This is a genomic window from Halomonas sp. KHS3, from assembly GCF_000830495.1.
GTDB classification, from domain to species: domain Bacteria; phylum Pseudomonadota; class Gammaproteobacteria; order Pseudomonadales; family Halomonadaceae; genus Vreelandella; species Vreelandella titanicae.
On the sequence record NZ_JWHY01000004.1, the window covers coordinates 412,152 to 432,963 of the forward strand.

At 54.1% G+C, this 20,812-nt stretch carries 20 protein-coding genes; 8 read left to right on the forward strand and 12 right to left on the reverse strand.

Features of this window, described 5'->3' with window-relative positions:
• Positions 1-44: 44 nt before the first annotated feature.
• Both RO22_RS12715 and ppnN read right to left on the reverse strand, forming a co-directional pair.
• Complete coding sequence (locus tag RO22_RS12715) at positions 45-779, reverse strand: sulfite exporter TauE/SafE family protein (protein ID WP_233974000.1); 735 nt, start codon at positions 777-779, stop codon at positions 45-47.
• Between the two features lie 224 nt (positions 780-1,003).
• A complete protein-coding gene (ppnN, locus tag RO22_RS12720; protein ID WP_022523522.1) occupies positions 1,004-2,386 on the reverse strand; it encodes a nucleotide 5'-monophosphate nucleosidase PpnN in 1,383 nt (460 codons plus the stop codon).
• 218 nt (positions 2,387-2,604) lie between these two features.
• On the opposite strand from ppnN, the gene RO22_RS12725 reads away from it, so the two are divergent.
• Positions 2,605-3,510, forward strand: a complete 906-nt coding sequence (locus RO22_RS12725; protein WP_009286662.1) for a LysR family transcriptional regulator — start codon at positions 2,605-2,607, stop codon at positions 3,508-3,510.
• Between the two features lie 64 nt (positions 3,511-3,574).
• Here RO22_RS12725 and gcvP read toward each other — a convergent pair whose 3' ends face one another.
• Complete coding sequence (gene gcvP / locus RO22_RS12730; protein ID WP_041158452.1) at positions 3,575-6,469, reverse strand: aminomethyl-transferring glycine dehydrogenase; 2,895 nt, start codon at positions 6,467-6,469, stop codon at positions 3,575-3,577.
• Between the two features lie 103 nt (positions 6,470-6,572).
• A complete protein-coding gene (gene gcvH / locus RO22_RS12735) occupies positions 6,573-6,962 on the reverse strand; it encodes a glycine cleavage system protein GcvH (protein ID WP_022523520.1) in 390 nt (129 codons plus the stop codon).
• A 390-nt stretch (positions 6,963-7,352) separates the two neighbouring features.
• On the opposite strand from gcvH, the gene RO22_RS12740 reads away from it, so the two are divergent.
• Positions 7,353-8,762, forward strand: coding sequence for an alanine/glycine:cation symporter family protein (locus tag RO22_RS12740; RefSeq protein ID WP_022523519.1), 1,410 nt, complete (start codon positions 7,353-7,355; stop codon positions 8,760-8,762).
• Positions 8,763-8,885: 123 nt separating this feature from the next.
• On the forward strand, positions 8,886-9,998 hold the full coding sequence (gene gcvT, locus RO22_RS12745; protein WP_041158453.1) for a glycine cleavage system aminomethyltransferase GcvT: 1,113 nt from the start codon (positions 8,886-8,888) through the stop codon (positions 9,996-9,998).
• Positions 9,999-10,077: 79 nt separating this feature from the next.
• On the opposite strand, the gene RO22_RS12750 is transcribed toward gcvT, so the two are convergent.
• The 3 genes from RO22_RS12750 to RO22_RS12760 all read right to left on the reverse strand — a co-directional run bounded on the left by RO22_RS12750 (position 10,078) and on the right by RO22_RS12760 (position 12,876).
• Positions 10,078-10,875, reverse strand: a complete 798-nt coding sequence (locus RO22_RS12750; protein ID WP_027959398.1) for a LysM peptidoglycan-binding domain-containing protein — start codon at positions 10,873-10,875, stop codon at positions 10,078-10,080.
• Between the two features lie 116 nt (positions 10,876-10,991).
• Positions 10,992-11,873, reverse strand: a complete 882-nt coding sequence (locus RO22_RS12755) for an acyltransferase (RefSeq protein WP_027959399.1) — start codon at positions 11,871-11,873, stop codon at positions 10,992-10,994.
• A 106-nt stretch (positions 11,874-11,979) separates the two neighbouring features.
• Positions 11,980-12,876, reverse strand: coding sequence for a LysR family transcriptional regulator (locus RO22_RS12760; protein ID WP_041158454.1), 897 nt, complete (start codon positions 12,874-12,876; stop codon positions 11,980-11,982).
• A gap of 164 nt (positions 12,877-13,040) precedes the next feature.
• Here RO22_RS12760 and RO22_RS12765 point away from each other — a divergent pair, with 164 nt between their 5' ends.
• Both RO22_RS12765 and RO22_RS12770 read left to right on the forward strand, forming a co-directional pair.
• Complete coding sequence (locus RO22_RS12765) at positions 13,041-13,739, forward strand: CoA transferase subunit A (protein WP_009286666.1); 699 nt, start codon at positions 13,041-13,043, stop codon at positions 13,737-13,739.
• Positions 13,740-13,802: 63 nt separating this feature from the next.
• A complete protein-coding gene (locus RO22_RS12770) occupies positions 13,803-14,468 on the forward strand; it encodes a CoA transferase subunit B (RefSeq protein WP_022523514.1) in 666 nt (221 codons plus the stop codon).
• A 93-nt stretch (positions 14,469-14,561) separates the two neighbouring features.
• On the opposite strand, the gene RO22_RS12775 is transcribed toward RO22_RS12770, so the two are convergent.
• Together RO22_RS12775 and RO22_RS12780 are read right to left on the reverse strand one after the other, a co-directional pair.
• Complete coding sequence (locus tag RO22_RS12775) at positions 14,562-15,329, reverse strand: DUF1338 family protein (protein WP_027959401.1); 768 nt, start codon at positions 15,327-15,329, stop codon at positions 14,562-14,564.
• A gap of 104 nt (positions 15,330-15,433) precedes the next feature.
• Entirely contained in the window at positions 15,434-15,697 is a 264-nt protein-coding gene (locus tag RO22_RS12780) for a GrxA family glutaredoxin (protein ID WP_027959402.1), read from the reverse strand.
• 183 nt (positions 15,698-15,880) lie between these two features.
• Between RO22_RS12780 and hybE the strand changes: the two genes are divergently transcribed.
• Together hybE and RO22_RS12790 are read left to right on the forward strand one after the other, a co-directional pair.
• Entirely contained in the window at positions 15,881-16,306 is a 426-nt protein-coding gene (gene hybE, locus RO22_RS12785) for a [NiFe]-hydrogenase assembly chaperone HybE (RefSeq protein WP_027959403.1), read from the forward strand.
• 73 nt (positions 16,307-16,379) lie between these two features.
• Positions 16,380-17,153, forward strand: coding sequence for a 3-hydroxybutyrate dehydrogenase (locus RO22_RS12790; RefSeq protein ID WP_041158455.1), 774 nt, complete (start codon positions 16,380-16,382; stop codon positions 17,151-17,153).
• Positions 17,154-17,214: 61 nt separating this feature from the next.
• On the opposite strand, the gene RO22_RS12795 is transcribed toward RO22_RS12790, so the two are convergent.
• The 3 genes from RO22_RS12795 to RO22_RS12805 are packed head-to-tail and all read right to left on the reverse strand — an operon-like array spanning position 17,215 to position 19,493.
• On the reverse strand, positions 17,215-17,754 hold the full coding sequence (locus RO22_RS12795; protein ID WP_009286672.1) for a response regulator transcription factor: 540 nt from the start codon (positions 17,752-17,754) through the stop codon (positions 17,215-17,217).
• Positions 17,755-17,797: 43 nt separating this feature from the next.
• A complete protein-coding gene (locus RO22_RS12800) occupies positions 17,798-19,069 on the reverse strand; it encodes an ATP-binding protein (protein ID WP_027959404.1) in 1,272 nt (423 codons plus the stop codon).
• A 7-nt stretch (positions 19,070-19,076) separates the two neighbouring features.
• Positions 19,077-19,493, reverse strand: a complete 417-nt coding sequence (locus RO22_RS12805) for a hypothetical protein (RefSeq protein WP_022523508.1) — start codon at positions 19,491-19,493, stop codon at positions 19,077-19,079.
• Positions 19,494-19,717: 224 nt separating this feature from the next.
• Here RO22_RS12805 and pyrC point away from each other — a divergent pair, with 224 nt between their 5' ends.
• Positions 19,718-20,755 carry a dihydroorotase gene (gene pyrC, locus RO22_RS12810; RefSeq protein WP_041158456.1) on the forward strand — a complete coding sequence of 346 codons (1,038 nt, stop codon included), beginning with the start codon at positions 19,718-19,720 and terminating at the stop codon, positions 20,753-20,755.
• The last annotated feature ends 57 nt before the right edge of the window (positions 20,756-20,812 follow it).

Genomic DNA, 20,812 nt, shown 5'->3' on the forward strand with positions numbered 1-20,812 from the left:
TTAGCTGAAGTGAGAAAAAAAGCGTAGAAAAGGTTTTCCGTGGGCTAGCCAGCCATCAGCGTATCGATAAAAATTTTACCGGCGATACTTGCCAGCAACAGCATAACCAAATTATCAAACCAGCGGTGGGGCAGCCGATTGCCCAGGCGGGCGCCTAGGGGCATGGCGGCGAGTATCACCACAAGGGCAAGAATACTAAACAAAAAGCGTTCCAGAGTTAAAATGCCCGCGTTTAAAAGCGCCGGTATTTGAACACTGGTAATAGCGACGAAGAAGACCGAGATGGAGCCAATAAATACGCTTCGTTTCAACTGCATCGCATTGAGAAACGTAACCGAGGCTGGCGCCGACATGCCTGCAGCGCCTTGAAGCACGCCAGCGAGTAGGCCAATAGGGATCACTAGTCGCGCAGCGATATTAAAAGGCAGGGCGATACGACGTTTCATCACTTTGATGATCAGGTAAAGCACGATCACACCCGCGACACCCAGTGACAGTATTTCGGGAGATAAAACGACTAATCCCCAAGTGCCCAGAACGATGCCTAGCCCGCCAGCAATGGAGAAAGCTGCCAAGAAGCGCAAGGGTAGTAGGTGGCGTCGATATTGCCATACCTGTAAAGCATTACTAAATAGGTTAGGCGCGACTAATAGAGCGATAGCGAGTTGAACGTCGTACAGCATGGTGAGAATGGGTACGACAATAACCGGGACACCTGAACCGATGGCGCCTTTGACGATACCTGCAACGAGTAGCGCTATAAACGCAATTAACAGCATAAGGTTACCGGCCCTTTTTAGCGCACAGCCGCCACGCAACCGGCAGCTGTGCGTATTGATTTTCTTCAGGATTAGGTTTTGTCTGAAAAGTCGGCGAGCGAAGGCCAGACAAGGCAAAAATCGGCGAAAAGACGGAGTTTACGTTGTGTAAATGAGTACTTTGAGCCGATTTTTAACGCCGTATGGTCGAGCGCAGCCAGTTTTCAGGCAGAGCCTAAACGCTGTTATTTCAGCACATAGCAGGGCACATAGTGCTGGCCATCGAGTTTCATGCGCCCTTGGGCTACAAACGAGGTGAGTAGCTCGTCAAGGCGTTGCATTAGTTCGGGCTCTGCGGTCAGTACAAAGGGGCCATGAGCTTCAATGGCTCGAATGCCAGCCTCTTTGACGTTGCCTGCGACGATCCCCGAGAAAGCGCGGCGCAGATTAGCAGCGAGCTCATGGGTAGGCTGCTGGCGGTGCAGCGCTAAGCCACGCATGGCGTCGTGTGTCGGTTCAAAGGTTGCCTGGAAGTCGCGCGCAATGGTCAATCGCCAGTTGTAGTAGAAAGCATCCTGATGGGTGCGCCGGAATTCAGCGATCTCATCGATGCCGTGGCGCATGGTGCGTGCAACCGAGACCGGATCGCCGGTAATGATGGTGTAGTAACGGCGGATATCCTCACCGAGGGTATAGACCAGAAATTCATCAATTTTTTGAAAGTAGGCCGCAGAATCGGCAGGGCCGGTGAAAATTAACGGAAAAGGAATATCCTGGTTGCTGGGGTGCAGCAGAATGCCCAGCAGATAGAGAATCTCTTCTGCGGTGCCCACCCCGCCAGGAAACACAATAATGCCATGGCCCAGGCGCACAAAGGCTTCCAAGCGTTTTTCAATGTCTGGCATGACAACCAGTTCATTGACGATGGGGTTAGGCGCTTCGGCAGCGATAATGCCGGGCTCTGAAACACCCAAATAGCGGCCTTCCTTACGCCGCTGCTTGGCATGGGCAACGTTAGCGCCTTTCATGGGGCCTTTCATTGCGCCAGGGCCACAGCCGGTACAAATATCTAAATCGCGCAGACCTAAGTGATAGCCCACATCTTTGGTATATTCGTACTCTTCCCGGGAGATAGAGTGACCGCCCCAGCACACCACCAGGCTAGGGTCGCGGCCGGGTTTGAGCGTGCCCGCTTTGCGCAGAATATGGAAGACCGCATTGGTGGTGCCTTCTCCCGTACTCAGGTCAAAACGATTGTGGTGCTGAATCTCATTGTAGACGTAAACGATGTCGCGAATGATCGAGGATAGATGCTCGCGGATACCGCGAATCATGCGGCCATCTACAAAGGCTTCGGCGGGGGCGTTAGTGAGCTTTAAGCGAATGCCGCGGTCTTGCTGCAGCACTTCAATATCGAAATCTTTATAGGCTTCTAAAATCGCCAGGCTATCGTCGCTGGGATTACCGCAATTGAGTACTGCCAACGCACAGCGCCGAAGAAGGTCGTGCAGACCGCTTTGAGAAGTTTTATGCAGTCGATTAACTTCATGCTGAGAGAGTACTTCGAGGCTCCCCTCGGGGGAAATGATGCTGGAAAGAGTGGCGCGAGGTTGAACGTTTTCGGTCATTAGCGGGGCTGTCCCTAATCGTTTGATGTCTCTTGGCATATTACCACGCCCAAGCGGTGGGTACAGCGCAGCGGCTGGCTCGCCGGGGTGTGCTATTATGAGGTCTATTTTATAGGGCGGCGGCAATAGCGTTTTTTGTTAGTTACTAAACTGTTGCCTAAAGCGGGTTCTCAAAGAGAGCTGCTAAAGACCGTTATCAAAGACCATGGCGCTTCACTATGTTCAATGCCCACTATTTTCGTACCTTTATTACGCTTGTTGAAACAGGCAGTTTTACCCGTACGGCGCAACGTTTAGAAATGACCCAGCCGGGCGTAAGCCAGCATGTACGCAAGTTAGAAGACTATTTAAATAAAGAGCTGCTAGAGCGCAAGGGGCGTAGCTTTACATTAACCGAATCGGGGCGGCGTGCTTACGATTACGCTTTAAAGTTATTTGCTGAGCATGAACAGTTCCGTCACGGGCTAGACGATGACTCTTTGGATAGCGGTGACTGCCGCATTGCCTCGCCGGGTAGCGTTGGCCTGATGTTCTATCCGTATATATTGGGGCAGCAGCAAATGCACCCCAATTTAACGGTCAACTATAGCTTTGCGTTCAACCACGAAATCGTCAATGACCTGCTTGAAGGGCGTTATGACATCGGGATAGTCACCGAGGCAATGCGGCACCCTGAGCTTAGCTGCAGCATTTGGCATGAAGAACCGCTCTGCTTGGTGGTGCCTGCAGATTTTGCGGGCAGCACGTTATCAGATTTAATGGGCATCGGCTTTCTCAATTATTACGACGGCATTAACCATGCCAATGCACTGCTGCGAGCCAATTACCCCGACGAGTTTCGCTCAATGACCCATTTCCGCCATCAAGGCTTTACCAATGAAGTCAGCATGGTGCTGGATGCAGTGGCCAGGGGATTGGGCTTTAGCGTGGTATCGCGATTGGTATTGGAAACTTCGCCTTGGCAGCGCCAGGTAAAAGCGTTGAACCTGCCCAATGCGGTCAATGAAGTGCTCTATTTGCTGCGCCGCCGCGACTCGGTGCTGCCTAAGCGCTACGCGAAGCTGTTAGACGGTTTTCACGCTCAGCGTCTGCAAGAAAAAACGCCCTTGATGCCGTCTAATTGATTAGGCACCAAGGGCGTTTTCGTTACTTAGAGCGCTATCGCTTCACATCTTGCCAGCTTTGCCGCTAGTTGCGATATTCGTCGATGCTAGGGCAGGAGCAGATTAACTGACGGTCACCGAAAACGTTATCGACGCGGTTAACGGCGGGCCAGTATTTAGCGGCTTGAACAGCCGCGGTCGGGAAGGCGGCCAACTGGCGGTCATAAGGCCGCTGCCAGTCGCTATCCATTAGATCCGCCTGGGTATGTGGCGCATTGACCAGCGGATTATTATCCAACGGCCATTCGCCGCTCTCCACTCGGGCGATCTCGTCACGAATGGCAATCATCGCATCGCAGAAACGGTCGATTTCATACAGCGACTCAGACTCAGTCGGCTCGATCATCAGCGTGCCCGGCACTGGGAACGACATGGTTGGTGCGTGAAAACCGTAATCCATCAAACGCTTGGCGATATCCTCCTCGCTAATCCCAGAGGCCGCTTTGAGCGGACGAATATCGATTATGCATTCGTGGGCAACGGTACCGTTCTGACCGCGGTATAGAATCGGGAATGCCGCTTCCAATCGTTTGGCAATGTAATTGGCGTTTAGGATGGCAAGCTCGGTAGCTTCCCGCAGCCCGCGGGCACCCATCATCTTAATGTAGGCCCAGGAAATGGGCAGAATGGAAGCACTGCCGAAGGCAGCCGCGGAGACTGCACCGCTATCAGTGTTGACGCCGTTGATAGGTGTTACCACATGGTTTGAAACGTAGGGCACCAAGTGGGCTTTCACGCCGATAGGGCCCATGCCCGGGCCGCCGCCACCGTGGGGAATACAGAACGTTTTGTGCAGGTTAAGGTGAGACACATCGCCGCCAAAATCGCCAGGACGGGTTAATCCTACCTGGGCGTTCATATTGGCGCCATCGATATACACCTGACCACCGTTGTCGTGAACGATCTTGCACGCTTCGCGTACGCTGGTTTCAAACACCCCGTGTGTGGATGGGTAGGTCAGCATAATGGCGGAGAGCTTATCGCTATGCTGTTCAGCTTTAGCGCGTAAATCCGCTATGTCGATATTGCCGTTTTGATCGCACTCGACCACCACCACCTTCATTTGCACCATGGCTGCCGAGGCAGGGTTGGTACCGTGGGCAGAGCTTGGAATCAAGCAGACATCGCGATGACCTTCGCCTTGGGCCGCTTGGTAACGACGAATTGCCACAAGGCCAGCATATTCACCCTGAGCGCCGGAGTTAGGCTGCATCGAGAGGTGATCGTAACCGGTGACTTCGACCAGGAAGGCCGAGAGCTCGTCGATCATTTGATGATAGCCAGCCACCTGGTCGCGAGGTGCAAAGGGGTGAAGGTGCGCAAACGAGGGCCAGGAGACGGGGATCATTTCGCTGGTGGCGTTGAGCTTCAGGGTGCAGGAGCCGAGCGGGATCATTGCATGGGCAAGCGACAGATCCTTATTCTCCAGACGCTTTAAGTAGCGCAGCATTTCGGTTTCGCTGCGGTAGCGGTTAAAGGTGGGATGGCTCAAGAAGTCGCTTTCGCGCTGGCATGCCGTGGGAATGCCGGAAGCGCCGCTAGCTACCACTTGCTCGTCCAATACTGCAACGGCAAGGCCGTGCTCATCGCCCAGCAGCACATCAAACAATGTGGCTACATCGTGGGCGGTGGTGGTTTCATCCAGGCTAATACCGACATCGCCATTGCCGAAGTAGTGCAGATTAATATCATGGGTCATGGCTCGGCCATGGATCTTACCTGCATCAACACCTGTCAGACGTAGCGTATCAAACCAGCTGTCATGAGCGAGCGATACGCCTGCCTGCTTAAGGCCTTCGGCAAGCAGGGTGGCTAGGCGATGAACGCGGCCGGCAATTTTGCGCAACCCTTCTGCACCGTGATAGGTGGCATAAAAGCCTGCGATGTTGGCCAGAAGCGCCTGGGCGGTACAGATATTGGACGTCGCTTTCTCGCGGCGGATATGCTGCTCGCGGGTCTGCATTGCCATGCGCAGGGCGGTGTTACCACGGCTATCTTTTGATACGCCGATGATACGCCCAGGAATCGAGCGCTTGAGCTTGTCGGATGTAGCAAAGAACGCCGCGTGAGGGCCACCAAAGCCCATGGGTACGCCAAAGCGTTGGGAGTTGCCCACCACAATATCCGCGCCCAGCTGGCCGGGTTCTTTAAGCAGCACCAGACTCAAAAGATCGCTGGCCACGCAGGTCATTATATTGCGCTCAGCCGCGGCGCTTAATAGCGGTGCCAGATCGCGCACTTCACCACTGGCAGAGGGGTACTGAACCAGGGCTCCAAACACATCGTGGCTGGCCAACTCTTCTGCAGGGCCTGTGATCAGCTCAAAGCCAAAGAACTCGGCACGGGTTTTAACGACATCCAGCGTTTGCGGGAAAACATCGTCGGCGACGAAAAAAGCGTTGGATTTGCTTTTCTTATTACCACGCTTACACAGCGCCATGGCTTCGGCGGCAGCGGTGGCTTCGTCGAGCAGCGACGCATTAGCCAGCTCCATGCCGGTTAAATCCATGACCACCTGCTGGAAGTTAAGCAAGCCTTCCAGGCGTCCTTGAGAAATCTCCGGCTGGTAGGGGGTGTAGGCCGTGTACCAGCCTGGGTTTTCCAATACGTTGCGCTGAATCACCGCGGGCATATGGGTGCCGTAATAGCCCTGGCCAATATAGCTCTTAGCCACGCGGTTCTGCCGCGCGAGCTGCGCTAGGTACTCTAGTGCCTCTGATTCGCTGCGCGGTTCATCAAGCGCTAGCTCACGGCCAAGACGGATATCGCTCGGCACGGTCTGTTCAATCAGATCTTCCATGTGCTGCATGTTGAGCGCTTTTAACATGGTGGCCACGTCATCTTGACTTGGACCATTATGACGTTTGATAAAAGCATCGTGATCGGCCAGCTCGGCCAGACGGCGTGTTTCAAGAGACATGAAGAAGATTCCGGACGTTAAGAGAGAACCGTGCAGGGCGTTAAGCGAAGAGCCTGCCATAAAGGATATAGGCAGGCCCTAATATATGATTCAGCTACCGCCTTTAGTCGTCGGCGCTTAGCGTTGCTTGATAGGCATCTGCGTCGAGCAAGCCATCAAGTGAGTCGCTGTCTAAACGCACTTTCATAATCCAGCCGCCTTCGTAAGGCGCTTCATTGACTGTTTCAGGGGCGTCTTCAAGAGCGTCATTGACCTCAATGACTTCGCCAACAACCGGTGAGTAGAGATCAGAAGCAGCTTTTACCGATTCGATAACGCCAAACTCTTGCCCTTTGTTCAGCGCTGTTCCCACTTCAGGCAGTTCAACAAACACGACATCGCCGAGCGCCTGCTGGGCGTGATCAGTTATACCCACGGTCACGGTGCCGTCCTTATTATCCAGCACCCACTCGTGGCTTTCTGCGTAACGAAGATTGGTAGGAAGATTGCTCATGGTGTTTTCCTATATGAAACAGTTTTCTGGGCCCGAGCATACTAGCGGTTGTCGTTCGCCTTGGCGACTAGTGACTGGGGTAGATCGAGCGAATAAGCAAGCATGTTAACGTGTTTCCAATCGGAAACAAATTTCTTCGTTGCTTCAAAGCTTGCTTGGTAGCGTTATCGGTTCAGCTACTTTTCGCCGGGTTTGTGCAGAAGATCGGGTTATGAAAAAAGCGGTATCCTCTATGCACAAGCGACATCACCCTAGATGCTAGCTAAGTTTATAGTGTAAAACATTCAAATCGTGCGCTAACCAACAATAGCGTCGTTAGGACTAGCCCGTAATCGCAACAAGCCAATAATACACACCAATATTGCATACCAACAAAGCGAGGAGATGAACATGGAAGCATTAACTAGCCTCTTAGGGGCGATCAACGGCGTGGTCTGGGGGCCCGTCATGTTGATTCTGCTACTCGGTGTGGGGATCTACCTGCAGCTTGGCTTGAAACTGATGCCGATTAGAAAGCTCGGCATGGGCTTCAAGCTAATGTGGGCGGGGCGTGATGCGAAACCTGGGGTGGGTAAAGCGGCAGCTGCCAAAGAGGGAGACGAAGGGGAAATATCTCCTTTTAATGCCTTGATGACCGCACTCTCTGCGACCATCGGTACCGGTAATATTGCCGGTGTTGCCACAGCCATTGCGTTAGGTGGCCCTGGCGCTGTGTTTTGGATGTGGATTACCGCACTGGTGGGTATGGCCACTAAATTTGCTGAAGCGGTGCTGGCCGTGCGCTATCGTGAAACCGATAGCACTGGCTACCATGTGGGCGGGCCGATGTTTTACATCAAGAATGGCCTGGGTAAAAAGTGGCTATGGTTGGGCGGCCTGTTCTCATTTTTTGGCGCTGTCGCAGCCTTCGGGATCGGCAATACCGTTCAGTCCAACTCCGTTGCTGACGCCATGGACGCCACCTTCGGCGTGCCGCACTGGCTCACGGGGGTGGTCATTATGGTGCTGGCTGGCGCGGTGATTCTGGGCGGTATCAAGCGTATTGCTAAAGTGGCGGGCAAGTTGGTGCCGATTATGGGTATTGCCTACGTAGTGGCTGGCTTGTTGGTATTGATCGTCAATGCCGGGCAGATCGGTGAAGCTTTTGGTTTGATCTTCTACTATGCCTTCAACCCCATGGCGGCCGCAGGTGGTTTCGCGGGCGCCGCCGTCATGGCGGCGATTCGTTTTGGTGTGGCACGCGGGATCTTCTCCAACGAAGCGGGTTTGGGTAGTGCGCCGATCGCGCACGCGGCGGCCAAAACCAAAAATCCAGTGCGCCAAGGCTTAATCGCGATGTTGGGCACTTTTATCGATACCATTCTTGTGTGCACGATTACCGCGTTGGTGATTTTGACCTCAACGGTTTGGCAAGAGGGTGAAGCGGGGGCGTCGCTGACCGCGCTTTCGTTTGACGCTGCACTGCCTGGCTTTGGGAATCAGATTGTCGCCATTGCGTTGGCGATTTTTGCCTTTACCACCATCCTAGGCTGGTCATTTTACGGTGAGAAGTGCTGCCAGTTCCTGTTTGGCACTCGCTCTATTATGATCTATCGGGTGCTGTTCGTACTGGCCATCCCGCTGGGCGCTATCGCTCAACTGGGCTTTATCTGGCTCATGGCGGATACCTTCAACGCCATGATGGCGATCCCGAACCTGATTGCCTTGGCACTGCTTTCGCCGGTAGTCTTTAAGCTAACCAAGGACTATTTCGACGGCAAAGACGTATTGCCGGGTGAAGCACTGGATCACGACCAATAATACCCGCAGCGCGTTCATCGGCGCTGTAGGTGAACGTGAATAACAGGAGAGTCGGGAAGGCACTTAATCAGTGGCTTCCCGTTCTCTTTTTTGAGCGAACACTTTTAAGTGAGGAAAGCCCCTATGTCTGAATTAAAGCAAACGCCACTGCATGCGCTGCACCTCAAGCTAGGCGCCAAGATGGTACCTTTTGCTGGCTACGATATGCCGGTGCAGTATCCGCTGGGGGTCAAAAAAGAACATGAACACACCCGTCAAAAGTGCGGGCTGTTCGATGTCTCCCATATGGGGCAAATCAGCGTTTCCGGTGACGGCGTGGCCGAAGCCCTGGAAACCTTGATTCCTGCCGATTTGATGAGCCTTGAGAAAGGTGCCCAACGTTACGGGCTGTTCACCAACACAGAAGGCGGCATTATTGACGACCTGATGGTGGTCAATGCGGGTGATCACTTCTATCTGGTAGTGAATGCCGCCTGTAAAGATCAGGACTTGACTCACCTGCGCCTCAATTTGGCGTCAACCCATACAATTGAACCTTTGGATCGTGGCTTACTGGCGCTCCAAGGGCCTCAGGCGCGGGATGTCATGCAGCGGCTTTGCCCTGAAGCCTGTGAGCTTGTGTTTATGCAGCATGGCCGCTTCACCATTGCTGGGCAGGAGGTTTGGGTGAGCCGCAGCGGCTATACCGGTGAAGATGGTTTTGAAATTTCCGTCGCCGCCGATGCTTGCGAAGCCTTCGCTGAGCAACTGCTAGCTGAGCCTGAAGTCGAAGCGATTGGCCTGGGAGCGCGGGACTCGCTGCGTTTGGAAGCGGGTTTATGCCTGTATGGCCACGATATGGATGAGCAAACCACCCCGATAGAAGCAGGTCTAATTTGGGCGATTGGCAAGCCCCGTCGTCGTGGCGGTGATCGGCCGGGAGGTTTTCCAGGCGCCGATGTGATTCTTCATCAGGTCGATGCCAAAGATCACTCCCGCAAGCGTGTTGGGCTGTTAGCTGAAGGTCGCGCGCCGGTGCGTGAGGGTGCGCCGCTTGTGGATGAGGCAGGCAATGAGATTGGAATCGTTACCTCCGGCAGCTTTGGTCCCAGCGTCGGTAAGCCTGTGGCGATGGGTTATGTCACTCGCGAGCAGGAAGCACCGCAAAGCACTGTGTTCGCAGTGGTACGCGGTAAACAGTTACCTATGGTGGTAACCCCTACGCCGTTTGTAAAGCCGGGCTACTATCGCGGCTAGAAGCGCGTCCATCTACCCACGGCCCCTGCTTAGCTAGGGGCCGTTGCTTTATAAAGGACAGTATTATCCAGCGAGTGTTTTAGCGCAGAACCTGCTTGGGATCGATGGGTTTGCCGCCTTGGCGCAGATCAAAGAGTAGATCATAGCGTTGGGTGGCACTGCTTTGACCTACCTCACAAAGCGGGTCTCCCGCGCTAACCTGTTTGCCTACCTCGACCAAAATGCGCTCGCAAAGGGCGTATACGGTTTGGAGGTTATTGGCATGGTGCACAATCACCACTTCACCCAACTGACGCATACCGTCGGCAAAGCGTACTTCGCCAGGGGCGACGGCTTTAGCCTGAGCGCCAGCTTGAGTAGCCAGCAGCATGGGCTGCAGGGTGCCTCGGCTGTCTGGCCCGAAGCGGCGAACCACTCGATAATCCTCCAGCGGCCAGGGCCAGCGCCTGGCTGATGAGGGTAGCGCCTGACTGGGAGCGCTGCTGGTAGGTGCAGCGGCAGGCTTGTTAGCGCTTGAAGAGCTGCTACTGTTTGCTGAGCTTCTAGATGAACTTCGCGCCGCTGAACCGCTAAGGGGGAGGCTGACTATTTGGCCAATTCTCAAATTAGTGGGAGAGGCACTAGGGTTGGCACTCTGAATGCGGCCACTGGTAGTGCCAAAATGTCGGGCGATGCTCGAGAATGTATCACCAGGACGGATTTGATAGCGGTAGGGGCCACCTGAAGGTGCCCGCTCCTGCTGGGTAGGAATTAATAGACGTTGCCCAATTTCCAGGCGCCGCGTATCGGCACCTGGGTTAAAGCGCTCCAAGCGTTCCAGTGGCACGTTAGCCCGGGCCGCCAGCTTACCCAGCGTGTCGCCACGCTGTACTTGCACCCAGTTGCCACTGATCTGACTGGCGCTAGGAGCGGCTGCTCGCTGGGATGACGATGGAGGAGCGCTGGAACAGCCGGTCAGTAGTCCCGCTAACAGCCAAACAGTGAGCCAGCTGGTTAGGCGTGATCGGTTCGGCTGTCCAGCATGCCATCTTTTTCCAACCAGAGTGCATTGATCCATGTGTGGAAGCGTTCCTTATGCTGCTTTTCTTCGTGGTTTTCTGATGCGTACATCCACTCAGGAATGCTGAGTTGCCGTGCCTGTAATGTTATGGGCGCTTCCCTGCCACATAAAAAGCCCCAAAACGTCGGCGAGGGGTTAGCGTAGCTGATCGTCACATCCAGGATACCATCCAATTGGTTGCCTAGCAGACTAAGTACTTGGGCAATGCCGCCCGCTTTAGGGCGTAATAAGTGGCGGTAGGGGCTCTGCTGGGCATCGCGTTTGGCAACCGAAAAGCGGGTGCCCTCGACAAAATTAAAAATCGCAATGGGCGAGAGCCTTGCCTGCTGGCACATCCGTTCGGTAGCTGCTCGATCAATGGTGGCCAGCTTAGGATTTTTAGCGACTTGTTCGCGGCTAAAGCGGCGCATAAAAGGAAATTCTAGCGCCCAAAAAGCCAATCCTACGATGGGGATCCAGATCAATTGACGTTTTAAGAAAAAACGTGGCATGGGGATACGCCGATGCAACGCCATCAACAGCATAAAGATATCCGTCCAACTGCGGTGGTTGGATATCACCAACCACCACTGCTGTGGACTCAAATTATCAGGTACGCTGGCGTGTAGCACGGGTTTGAGCCAGTGCCGCATCCACCAAAGATTAACGCCTATCCAGTTAAGCGCAACGCCATTCAGCCCCTGCAACACTAACTGTTTAAGCCGCTGCCCTGGGGCAATGACTTTAAGTAGCGTCAGCAGAATGAGAGGTACGCCCCAGAACAGCGTGTTGAGCGTTAGCAGCAGAGCGCTAATCAGCCCCTTTAAAATAGGCATACCACGTTTCCTTACCGTCAGACCAATAACGTAATACTGAATGCTAAATGATCCTAGCCACGCTGCCCAGCAGAAACCTACAGCAATTCATTAGCTTGATGATGTTTTAGACGAGCGGCAGTGAAGGGGCTTGGACGGTGTTCAAGAGAACGGTGCGCAGTGCATGGGCGGCTACGGAGAGCTCTTGGTGAGTCAAAATGCCGACCCGGCAGGAGATAGCGGGCGCTGTCAGCGGTATGCAGCGAGCGCCCAGTTCATGCATTTGACGAATGCACATGGAAGGCACAGCGCTGACGCCCAGGCCGTCGGCAACCATCCGCCCCACGGTGGAGAGCTGGTGGCTTTCAAAGGCCACAGTGAGCTCCATATCCTGTTTGCTCAGCTCCTGTTCCAATAAACGACGTACCATGGAGGGGCGCTGAAGAGTAATGAAATCGTGGCTTAGCAGCGTCGACCAGGCGAGCTGGGTGTTCTGGGTTAACGGAGAGCCAGTCGGCACGACCGCCACAAAATGGTCTTCAAACAGCGGCGTAAAGAGCAGGCTGCCGGTACCCTCCGGAGAAAAAGCGATCCCCATCTCTACCTGTCGGGAGCGCACCATGGCGGTAACCTCCTCGTTGATGACATCGTGCACGGTTATGTTGATTTTGGGGTACTGTTGGCGAAATTTAACCAGCGCCGCAGGGAGTAAGTTACCGGCAAAGGCGGGCATCGCCGCCACGCTAAGGCGCCCCAGCTGGAGGGTGAAGCGCTGGCGCAAACGCTCCTCGGTATTGTCCCACTGGGCCAGCAGATGTTTGGCTAGCGGTAGTAGCGACTCGCCTTCTGGGGTTAATCTGACGCTGCGGGTGCTACGAATCAGCAGTTTGCCACCCAGGGACTCTTCCAGGCCTTTAATCGCCAGGCTTAGCGCTGGTTGGGATAAATGCAGGCGCTCGCAGGCTTGAGTAAAGCTGAGGGTTTGGGCGACCGCCAGAAAGGCGCGCAGCTGTTTGACGGTCATAAAGTACCTTTTATAAGTTTAAAAAATAAATTGATAAGAAAAACAAACTTAACAAATATATCATCTCGCACAACACTGGCACTATCGTAAGCTTCAGTTCGCGAATTTTTGACAGCACTCATCTACGATAATACTGATCATCAACAACAATGTGAGGCACAACAATGGCAGGATTCGATAAGCGTGTAGCTTCCTACGAAGAGGCTATGGAAGGCATCGAAAGCGGTATGACCGTCATCGCCGGTGGCTTCGGGCTCTGCGGTATTCCCGAAAACCTGATTGCCGAGATCAAGCGACGCGGCGTCACTGACCTTACCGTGGTATCCAATAATTGCGGTGTCGATGGTTTTGGCTTGGGAATACTGCTTGAAGACCGCCAAATCAGTAAGATTCTGGCCTCTTACGTAGGTGAGAATGCCCTGTTTGAGAAGCAAATGCTCAACGATGAGATTGAAGTGGTGTTAACGCCTCAAGGCACATTGGCGGAAAAAATGCGCGCAGGCGGCGCTGGTATTCCCGCCTTTTACACCGCTACCGGTTACGGCACGCCGATTGGTGAGGGGAAAGAGGTTCGCGAGTTTAATGGCCGACACTGTATTTTAGAAGAAGCCATTGTAGGTGATTTTGCCATAGTGAAAGGCTGGAAGGCGGATCGCTATGGCAATGTAATGTATCGCCATACGGCGCAGAATTTTAACCCCATGGCCGCCACGGCGGGGAAAATTACCGTGGTGGAAGTTGAAGAGATCGTTGAACCGGGTGAGCTTGAGCCTAGCCAGATCCATACCCCAGGAATTTATGTGGATCGGATTATTCAAGGCACGTTTGAAAAGCGGATAGAGAAACGCACGGTGCGCAGCTAATACGCCGCGCCTTCAAACGCAACACTAGCTTCTCATTTAACGATTCAACAAGAGGAAGTCACCATGGCTTTAACACGAGAACAGATGGCTCAGCGTGTCGCCCGCGAACTTCAAGATGGTTTTTACGTCAACCTGGGCATTGGTATTCCCACCCTGGTTGCCAACTATATTCCGGATGGCATCGATGTCATGCTGCAATCCGAGAACGGTCTGCTGGGGATGGGCCGCTACCCCACCGAAGACGAACTTGATCCAGATATGATTAATGCGGGTAAAGAGACGGTGACGGCGCGCCCAGGCGCAGCGATTTTTTCTTCCGCAGAATCATTTGCGATGATTCGTGGTGGCCACGTGGATCTCACCGTGCTGGGGGCTTTCGAGGTGGATCAGCAGGGCAATATCGCGTCCTGGATGATTCCAGGGAAGTTGATCAAAGGCATGGGCGGTGCCATGGATCTCGTTGCCGGTGCCGACAATATCATTTGCACTATGACCCATGCCTCTAAGCACGGCGAATCCAAGCTATTGGAAAAATGCGAACTACCGCTGACCGGCGCAGGCTGCATTAACCGCGTGTTGACAGATTTAGCTTATCTTGAAATCAAAGACGGTGCCTTTATTCTCAAGGAGCGCGCTCCGGGCGTAAGCGTTGAGGAAATCGTCGAGAAGACGGCGGGCAAGCTGATTGTGCCTGACCATGTTCCCGAAATGACGTTTGATGCCGAGTAAGTACGCTCCCATTAGCCCGAATGATAAACAGCCGAAGGTTAGAGGGTTAAATAAACTGCACAGTGAGACGCTAGCGCCATTACTGCTAGCGTCTCAGGCCATTTCACAGCGCGTATGGTGGGGTAGCAGTAAATCGGCAATACGCTCGTGATTATCTTCAACGTGCTTTTGGGCTAACGCCAGGCCGCCTAGGCAGAGGCGATGTTCATCGCCATTGGCGAAGACTGTTTTCTGTGGTGTGGTGGGGTAGAAGCGGTGATCAAGCAGTGATGATACCGTGAAGACACCGTTTTGCTGGCCCTCAAGGCTTGGCATGCCCACTTCACTTAGGCGTTGATCCAGCGTTTTCAAGGGTTCCCCCAACTGCCCACAATCAAAGCCAGCGTGATGCAATCGAGGGCCCATCACCGCTATCCAGGCAGCCAAGGGGTGAGCTTGCTGTAGCTGTTGATAAAGCGCCCAGCTAGGCATCGGCCAGGGGCGACCGCGGCAGAGCAAATTATGCCCCTTGCAATCCTGAGGGTGAGATTGTTGCACCAGCCCTTCAATGGCTTCCCGGGGCGCCTTGGACAATGTGCCTATTTGCAGTTCTGCCAGCACCAGCCAACTACTGCCGTCGCTTGGCGCGAGTAGTTGCACCAATAGGCCTTTATCGGCCATGGCGTAATGGCCCATGACGCGATAGCCCATATGAGCTAAATTGCCGGTAAGCGCGGCAGCGGCAAAGGGCCCGTAATTGAGCGTTACCAGCGTTAAATATTCAGCCGCCGTTGATAGTGGCCAAAGTCTAAGGGCGCCGATGTCGGGATGGGTATGTACATAGTCAAGCCACAGCTGCTGAACGAACTCCTGACGCTGCATGGTGAACTCCTTGCCTAAAGTGGCACACCTAGCGTGAGCCATTAAATAACTGCTCAGTATAGGCAAGCGGGGTAAGCAAGGGTTCAACGGCTATTAACGAGCGGTTAAACGGCAAGTAGCTGTTGATCGCGGACAAACCGATCAAATTCAGTAAAGCCGCCTACATGGGTTTGATCGACAAATACCTGCGGGACAGTGTGAATGGGTTTACCCGCTGTTTTGGCGATATCTTCTTTAGTGACGCCTTCAGAGGGCATATCCACATAGCGATAGCCTTCAATTTTTCCGACTTTTTCCAAATGCTCGGCCAGCTGTTTTGCGCGTACGCAGAAAGGACATGACATCCGACCAAAAATAACCACGAACATAGGTGGTGCTCCTTTACGATAAACTGAGTAAGTTATCAGGTAGACAGTAACTGAAGGGTAAATAGCCGTTTGGCTAAGCGATAAATTCGCGCCCATTGTGGCTGAGCAGAGCTCGTTTCGCCAATAGTAGCTCGCTACACGAACCATTAATGTCCGTTATCACCTGGGAAAACCAACAAGCCTATGCAAACGCTCACCGCTGACGAATACACCTTTCTTACTGATCTGTCGAAAGCGTACCGAGATAGGCACTTGCCATCCATTAAACGAAAAAGTGACTGGAACCCGCGTTTAGGGGTTGATGCGCTATGCTTCCAGCATCATGGCGCTAAGCACATGGTGGGGGCGTTGATTACGCCCTGCGAGCTGTGGCTGGTTGCAGTGCCTGACCACTCCCTGCTGACCGAGACTCTGGCGGATACGCTTACGCTTTCTCTGCCTTCAGGCACATACCCACTATCTCTTGAGCGCTTGCCAGGCGGCTACGGACTCTATAAGCGCGCCATTTTGCGAGATTTAAGCGAGCTGGAGAGCATGCAGGAGGCCGCGAGGCTGGCGCAGCAAATGATGGCGCGTTTAATGCAACCCGATGAAGAGCTCAACGCCTAAGTGCAGCCAGCTATACTGTCAGGATTTCTACAAACAGTATCTTCCATCCACGCAGTGAAAAAGGAAATTACCCATGACTTCCCAAGCCGTTACAACACCGCAAGTTGCGCTGGTAACCGGTACTAGCAGCGGGATCGGTGCCGCTGTGGTTAAGCACTTTTGCGAATTAGGTCATCAAGTGCTTGCCGTCGATTTTAACCCGGCGGGTAAGGCGGTCGCTGAAAAATCCGGCGCGGCGTTCTTTGAGGCGGATCTAACCGATCCCGACGCCTGCCGTGCGGCGGTGGCGGATGCGGTCAAGCGCTTTGGCGGTGTTGATATATTGGTCAATAACGCTGGGATTCAGCACGTTGCCCCGATTGAGACCTTCCCCGAGGAAAAGTGGCGTCAGATTATGGACTTGATGCTAACGGCGCCTTTCTTACTAACACAGGCGGCTTGGCCGCATATGCGTGAAAAGGGTTGGGGACGCATCGTTAACGTGGCCTCGATACACGCTCAGGTGGCTTCACCAGGGAAGGCGGCGTACATCAGTGCCAAACACGGCATGATTGGTTTGACCAAAACGGCGGCGCTAGAGGGCGGTGAACAAGGCATCACCGCGAATGCGGTATGTCCTGCCTATGTGAAAACCCCGTTAGTGGACAACCAAATCGCCGACCAGGCTAAATTGCACGGTATGGATGAGCAGGAGGTCATCGAGAAAGTCATGCTCAAACAGGCGGCCATCAAGCGCTTGATCGAACCTGAAGAGGTGGCGCAATTAGTCGCTTATCTGGCATCCGACGCAGCCGGTGCTGTGACTGGCTCAAGCTTTAATATCGATTTAGGCTGGACGGCGCATTAATTAATCAGTTTGGCCCCGCCAGTGACCTTGATGTGGTTGGCGGGGTGCTTTGTTGCAGGCTTTAACGACGTACGGGGCGTTTTTGTAGTTTGCGCTGCAGGGTGCGGCGGTGCATGCCCAGCGCTCGTGCGGTGGCGGATATATTGCCGTCGTGCTCCTGCAGCACTTTCTGAATATGCTCCCAGGTGATGCGGTTAATCGATGGCGGATTGTCTGCAAGCTCAATATCCGGGTCACCGCTTTGGCGCTCGAATGCGGTTAATACATCGTCGGCATCCACCGGCTTACACAGGTAGTTAACCGCGCCGAGCTTAATCGCCTCCACTGCGGTGGCAATGCTGGAGTAGCCGGTCAGCACCACAATGCGACACTGGGGCACGGTGGCAAGCAGCTCCGGAAGCAGTTTTAAACCTGAGCTGTTTTCCAGTTTTAAATCAAGGGTCGCCATGGTGGGTGAATGCTGCGCGGCCATGGTCAGGGCCTGCTCGGCATCGTGGGCAACTATAACGTCGTAACCGCGGCGCGTAAGGGCACGGTTCAGCACATGACAAAACATTTCATCGTCATCTATGATTAGCAGGCGTTGCTCTCGCGTTTGCATGTTGTCCTCAATCCATAACTGGCGGTGCTTGGGGCGGGCGCGATTAAGTTGGCGCTGCGCAGCGGGGCAGCGTGACTTCCGTTAGCGTACCCCCTTCCGGGTGATTATACAGGCTTACACCACCACCAAAGCGATTGATGGTGGCATGGGTTAAAAACAAGCCGATGCCCATGCCTTTGCTTTTAGTCGAAATAAACGTCTCACCCAACTGGTCGGCGATCGACATGGCGACACCTGGGCCATGGTCACGAATATCGATCACCACGCTCTCACTCTGCCAGTCTAAGCGTATGGCAATGTGCTCAGGATTGGCGTCAGCGGCGTTATTGAGCAAATTGGTCAATGCTTGGTCGAGCGTGGCATCGACGGCCAGCCAAGGTCTTCCGCGTTTCTCTGCCACATCGAACTGATGGCTCACATCAGGACGGAGCACCAACCAGCGCTGAACAACCCCCGCTAACCACACTTCTGCATCGAGCACTTCGGGTTCTGCCATACGCCGCCGGTCAGCATTGGAGACCAAATTTTGTAGACGTGATTTGCATACGTCGACCTGCTGGCGCAATAAGTTAATGTCCTGATCAAGCGTCGAATCGGCGGGGGCATCGGCCTGCATCTCTTTGAGGAGGACTGCCATGGTCGAGAGTGGTGTGCCCAGTTCGTGGGCAGTGCCCGCGGCCTGGGTTGCGACCGCCAACACCTGCTCATTGCGCAGGGCCGCTTCCCGAGTGCGGGAGAGCGCCTGATCACGGCTACGCAGCGCGTGAGCCATTTTGTAGATAAAAAAGGTTACCAGCCCCGCAGAGAGGCCAAAGTTAAGCCACATGCCTAGTATATGCAGGCTCAAGGGGCTATCACTGTTGATATGGCCCAGTTGCGGGATGGGGTGGTAGGAGAACATTAAAAAGGTATAGCCCGCCATGGAGCATGCGGCGATGATCCAGGCATGGCGCCAGGGCAGGGTGGCGGCGGCGATGGTAACCGGCACCAGGTAGTAGGTAATAAAAGGGTTGGTGGAACCGCCCGAGAAATAGAACAGTAGTGTTAAGCCGGTGATATCGGCAAGTAAATGCAGCAAATACTCAAGGTGCGTCACCGCGCGGGGACGGCCCAGGCGCCACCAGGTGGCAATATTGAGTACGCCCATTGAAATGACCACGCTCACCACGGCGGTCACCGGTAAATCGAAGGCGAGCAGTTCAACGCCCACCACAATCGCCAGTAAAAAACCCGTCCAGGTGATGCCGCGCACAATAGTCAGTCGCACCAAGTTACGGTTGGGTGTAGAAAGCGGGAGGGGTAGGGCAGTCGGCATGATGGGCTTACTTGGTTTTGGCTTTAAAGCCATGAATGACAGATTTAATCAACAGGGTCATCACGTAGGTTGTCCAGCCAGCCGACGCCAATATATTGAACAGCAGCATTTTAGGCGGCAACCAGGCGCTACCCAATAACGCTTCAAGCATGATGTGGAGGAACATCGCCAGCAGCAACGGCAGAGCCAGGGTATGGATCCACATGTCGGTGCGTCGCTTGCGAATATGGTAGCGGCGCAACAGGTAACGCAGTGGCCGATGAGCCCAGCAGAAAACCACTAGAGCACCAATCACCAATAAGCTAGCAAGAGTGGGTTCTGTGCTGCCGATATGAACGGAGAGCGAAATCGACCAAGCGAGGCTTAGCCACATCAATCCTTCCAGGCTGGCAATAATATCCGCATAGCGGCGCACGTTCTGCATAAACAACCGAATCCTTAGCGTCAAAAACTAACTTTTATAAACGACTGCAAAAACTAACCGTTAGATCTGGATCTTGAAAGAGCTGTGTCTCTAAAACAGCGCCGCCATAATACGATACTTGGGCTGGGGTGTGGGCGCTTGAGGAGCAGATTTATCCCATCGCGCAATTGCGTATACTGTACATGGCGTATTTTACCCGACTTAACACCACTACAGGACATGCCGTGGACACTGTAACACTGACCCGCCCCGATGACTGGCACCTTCACTTGCGCGACGATGAGGCGCTCAACGCGGTGGTAGGCCATACCGCAGCGCAGATGGGGCGGGCGATCATTATGCCCAATCTCACCCCGCCGGTTACCACTACGGCTCAGGCGCTTGAGTATCGTCAGCGTATTCTTGCTGCCTTGCCAGCGGGCAGTACCTTCGAGCCCTTAATGGTGCTCTATCTCACCGATACAACTCCACCGGAAGAGATCGAGCGCGCGGCACAAAGTGGCATTGTCAAAGCGGTGAAGCTTTACCCGGCGGGTGCCACGACTAACTCCGATTCAGGGGTGACCGATTTGGCCCACTGTGACGCCACTATCGAAATGATGGCTAAGGTTGGCATGCCACTTTTGGTGCACGGTGAAGTCACCCATGCTGAGATCGATATTTTTGATCGCGAAGCGGTGTTTATTGAAACAGTGCTAAAACCGCTGCTGGAACGCCATCCGGCGCTGAGAGTAGTGTGTGAGCATATCACCACCCAGCAAGCCGCAGAGTTTGTTGCCCAGGCACCGGATAATGTGGCCGCCACCATTACTGCGCATCACCTGCTGTTTAACCGCAATAAGATGCTGGTGGGTGGGATTCGTCCTCACTACTACTGCCTGCCCATTCTAAAGCGTGAGCAGCATCGCCAGGCGCTGCTTAAAGCAGCCACCAGCGGTAGCCATAAGTTCTTTTTGGGCACCGATAGCGCGCCCCACTCCCAGGGGGCTAAAGAGTCAAGCTGCGGCTGTGCCGGTGCCTATACTGCCCCCGCGGCCATTGAGCTTTACGCCACCGCCTTCGATGAAATGGGTGCCCTGGATAAGTTGGAAGCCTTCGCCAGCCTGAATGGGCCGCGTTTTTATGGGTTATCGGCTAACGCAGACACCATTACGCTAGAGCGACGGGGTTGGACACTGCCGGAGAGTTATCCTTACGCTCAGGGAGAGAACATTATTCCATTGCTGGCGGGGGAGACGCTTAACTGGGCGATTAGGTCTTAACAAGCCAGGTCTTAACAAGAACCGTCGACGCTTTAACGGTCGACGGCTCCAAGCGCT

Excerpts from the sequence above, each read along its gene's own strand:
- gcvT (WP_041158453.1), top strand. The coding sequence starts at position 8,886 with ATGTCTGAATTAAAGCAAACGCCACTGCATGCGCTGCACCTCAAGCTA.
- gcvP (WP_041158452.1), bottom strand. The coding sequence starts at position 6,469 with ATGTCTCTTGAAACACGCCGTCTGGCCGAGCTGGCCGATCACGATGCT.
- RO22_RS12725 (WP_009286662.1), top strand. The coding sequence starts at position 2,605 with ATGTTCAATGCCCACTATTTTCGTACCTTTATTACGCTTGTTGAAACA.
- ppnN (WP_022523522.1), bottom strand. The coding sequence starts at position 2,386 with ATGACCGAAAACGTTCAACCTCGCGCCACTCTTTCCAGCATCATTTCC.
- RO22_RS12795 (WP_009286672.1), bottom strand. The coding sequence starts at position 17,754 with ATGCAAACGCGAGAGCAACGCCTGCTAATCATAGATGACGATGAAATG.
- RO22_RS12805 (WP_022523508.1), bottom strand. The coding sequence starts at position 19,493 with ATGCAGAACGTGCGCCGCTATGCGGATATTATTGCCAGCCTGGAAGGA.
- RO22_RS12765 (WP_009286666.1), top strand. The coding sequence starts at position 13,041 with ATGGCAGGATTCGATAAGCGTGTAGCTTCCTACGAAGAGGCTATGGAA.
- RO22_RS12775 (WP_027959401.1), bottom strand. The coding sequence starts at position 15,329 with ATGCAGCGTCAGGAGTTCGTTCAGCAGCTGTGGCTTGACTATGTACAT.
- hybE (WP_027959403.1), top strand. The coding sequence starts at position 15,881 with ATGCAAACGCTCACCGCTGACGAATACACCTTTCTTACTGATCTGTCG.
- RO22_RS12780 (WP_027959402.1), bottom strand. The coding sequence starts at position 15,697 with ATGTTCGTGGTTATTTTTGGTCGGATGTCATGTCCTTTCTGCGTACGC.
- RO22_RS12760 (WP_041158454.1), bottom strand. The coding sequence starts at position 12,876 with ATGACCGTCAAACAGCTGCGCGCCTTTCTGGCGGTCGCCCAAACCCTC.
- RO22_RS12755 (WP_027959399.1), bottom strand. The coding sequence starts at position 11,873 with ATGCCTATTTTAAAGGGGCTGATTAGCGCTCTGCTGCTAACGCTCAAC.
- RO22_RS12770 (WP_022523514.1), top strand. The coding sequence starts at position 13,803 with ATGGCTTTAACACGAGAACAGATGGCTCAGCGTGTCGCCCGCGAACTT.
- RO22_RS12800 (WP_027959404.1), bottom strand. The coding sequence starts at position 19,069 with ATGCCGACTGCCCTACCCCTCCCGCTTTCTACACCCAACCGTAACTTG.
- RO22_RS12715 (WP_233974000.1), bottom strand. The coding sequence starts at position 779 with ATGCTGTTAATTGCGTTTATAGCGCTACTCGTTGCAGGTATCGTCAAA.
- RO22_RS12790 (WP_041158455.1), top strand. The coding sequence starts at position 16,380 with ATGACTTCCCAAGCCGTTACAACACCGCAAGTTGCGCTGGTAACCGGT.
- gcvH (WP_022523520.1), bottom strand. The coding sequence starts at position 6,962 with ATGAGCAATCTTCCTACCAATCTTCGTTACGCAGAAAGCCACGAGTGG.
- RO22_RS12740 (WP_022523519.1), top strand. The coding sequence starts at position 7,353 with ATGGAAGCATTAACTAGCCTCTTAGGGGCGATCAACGGCGTGGTCTGG.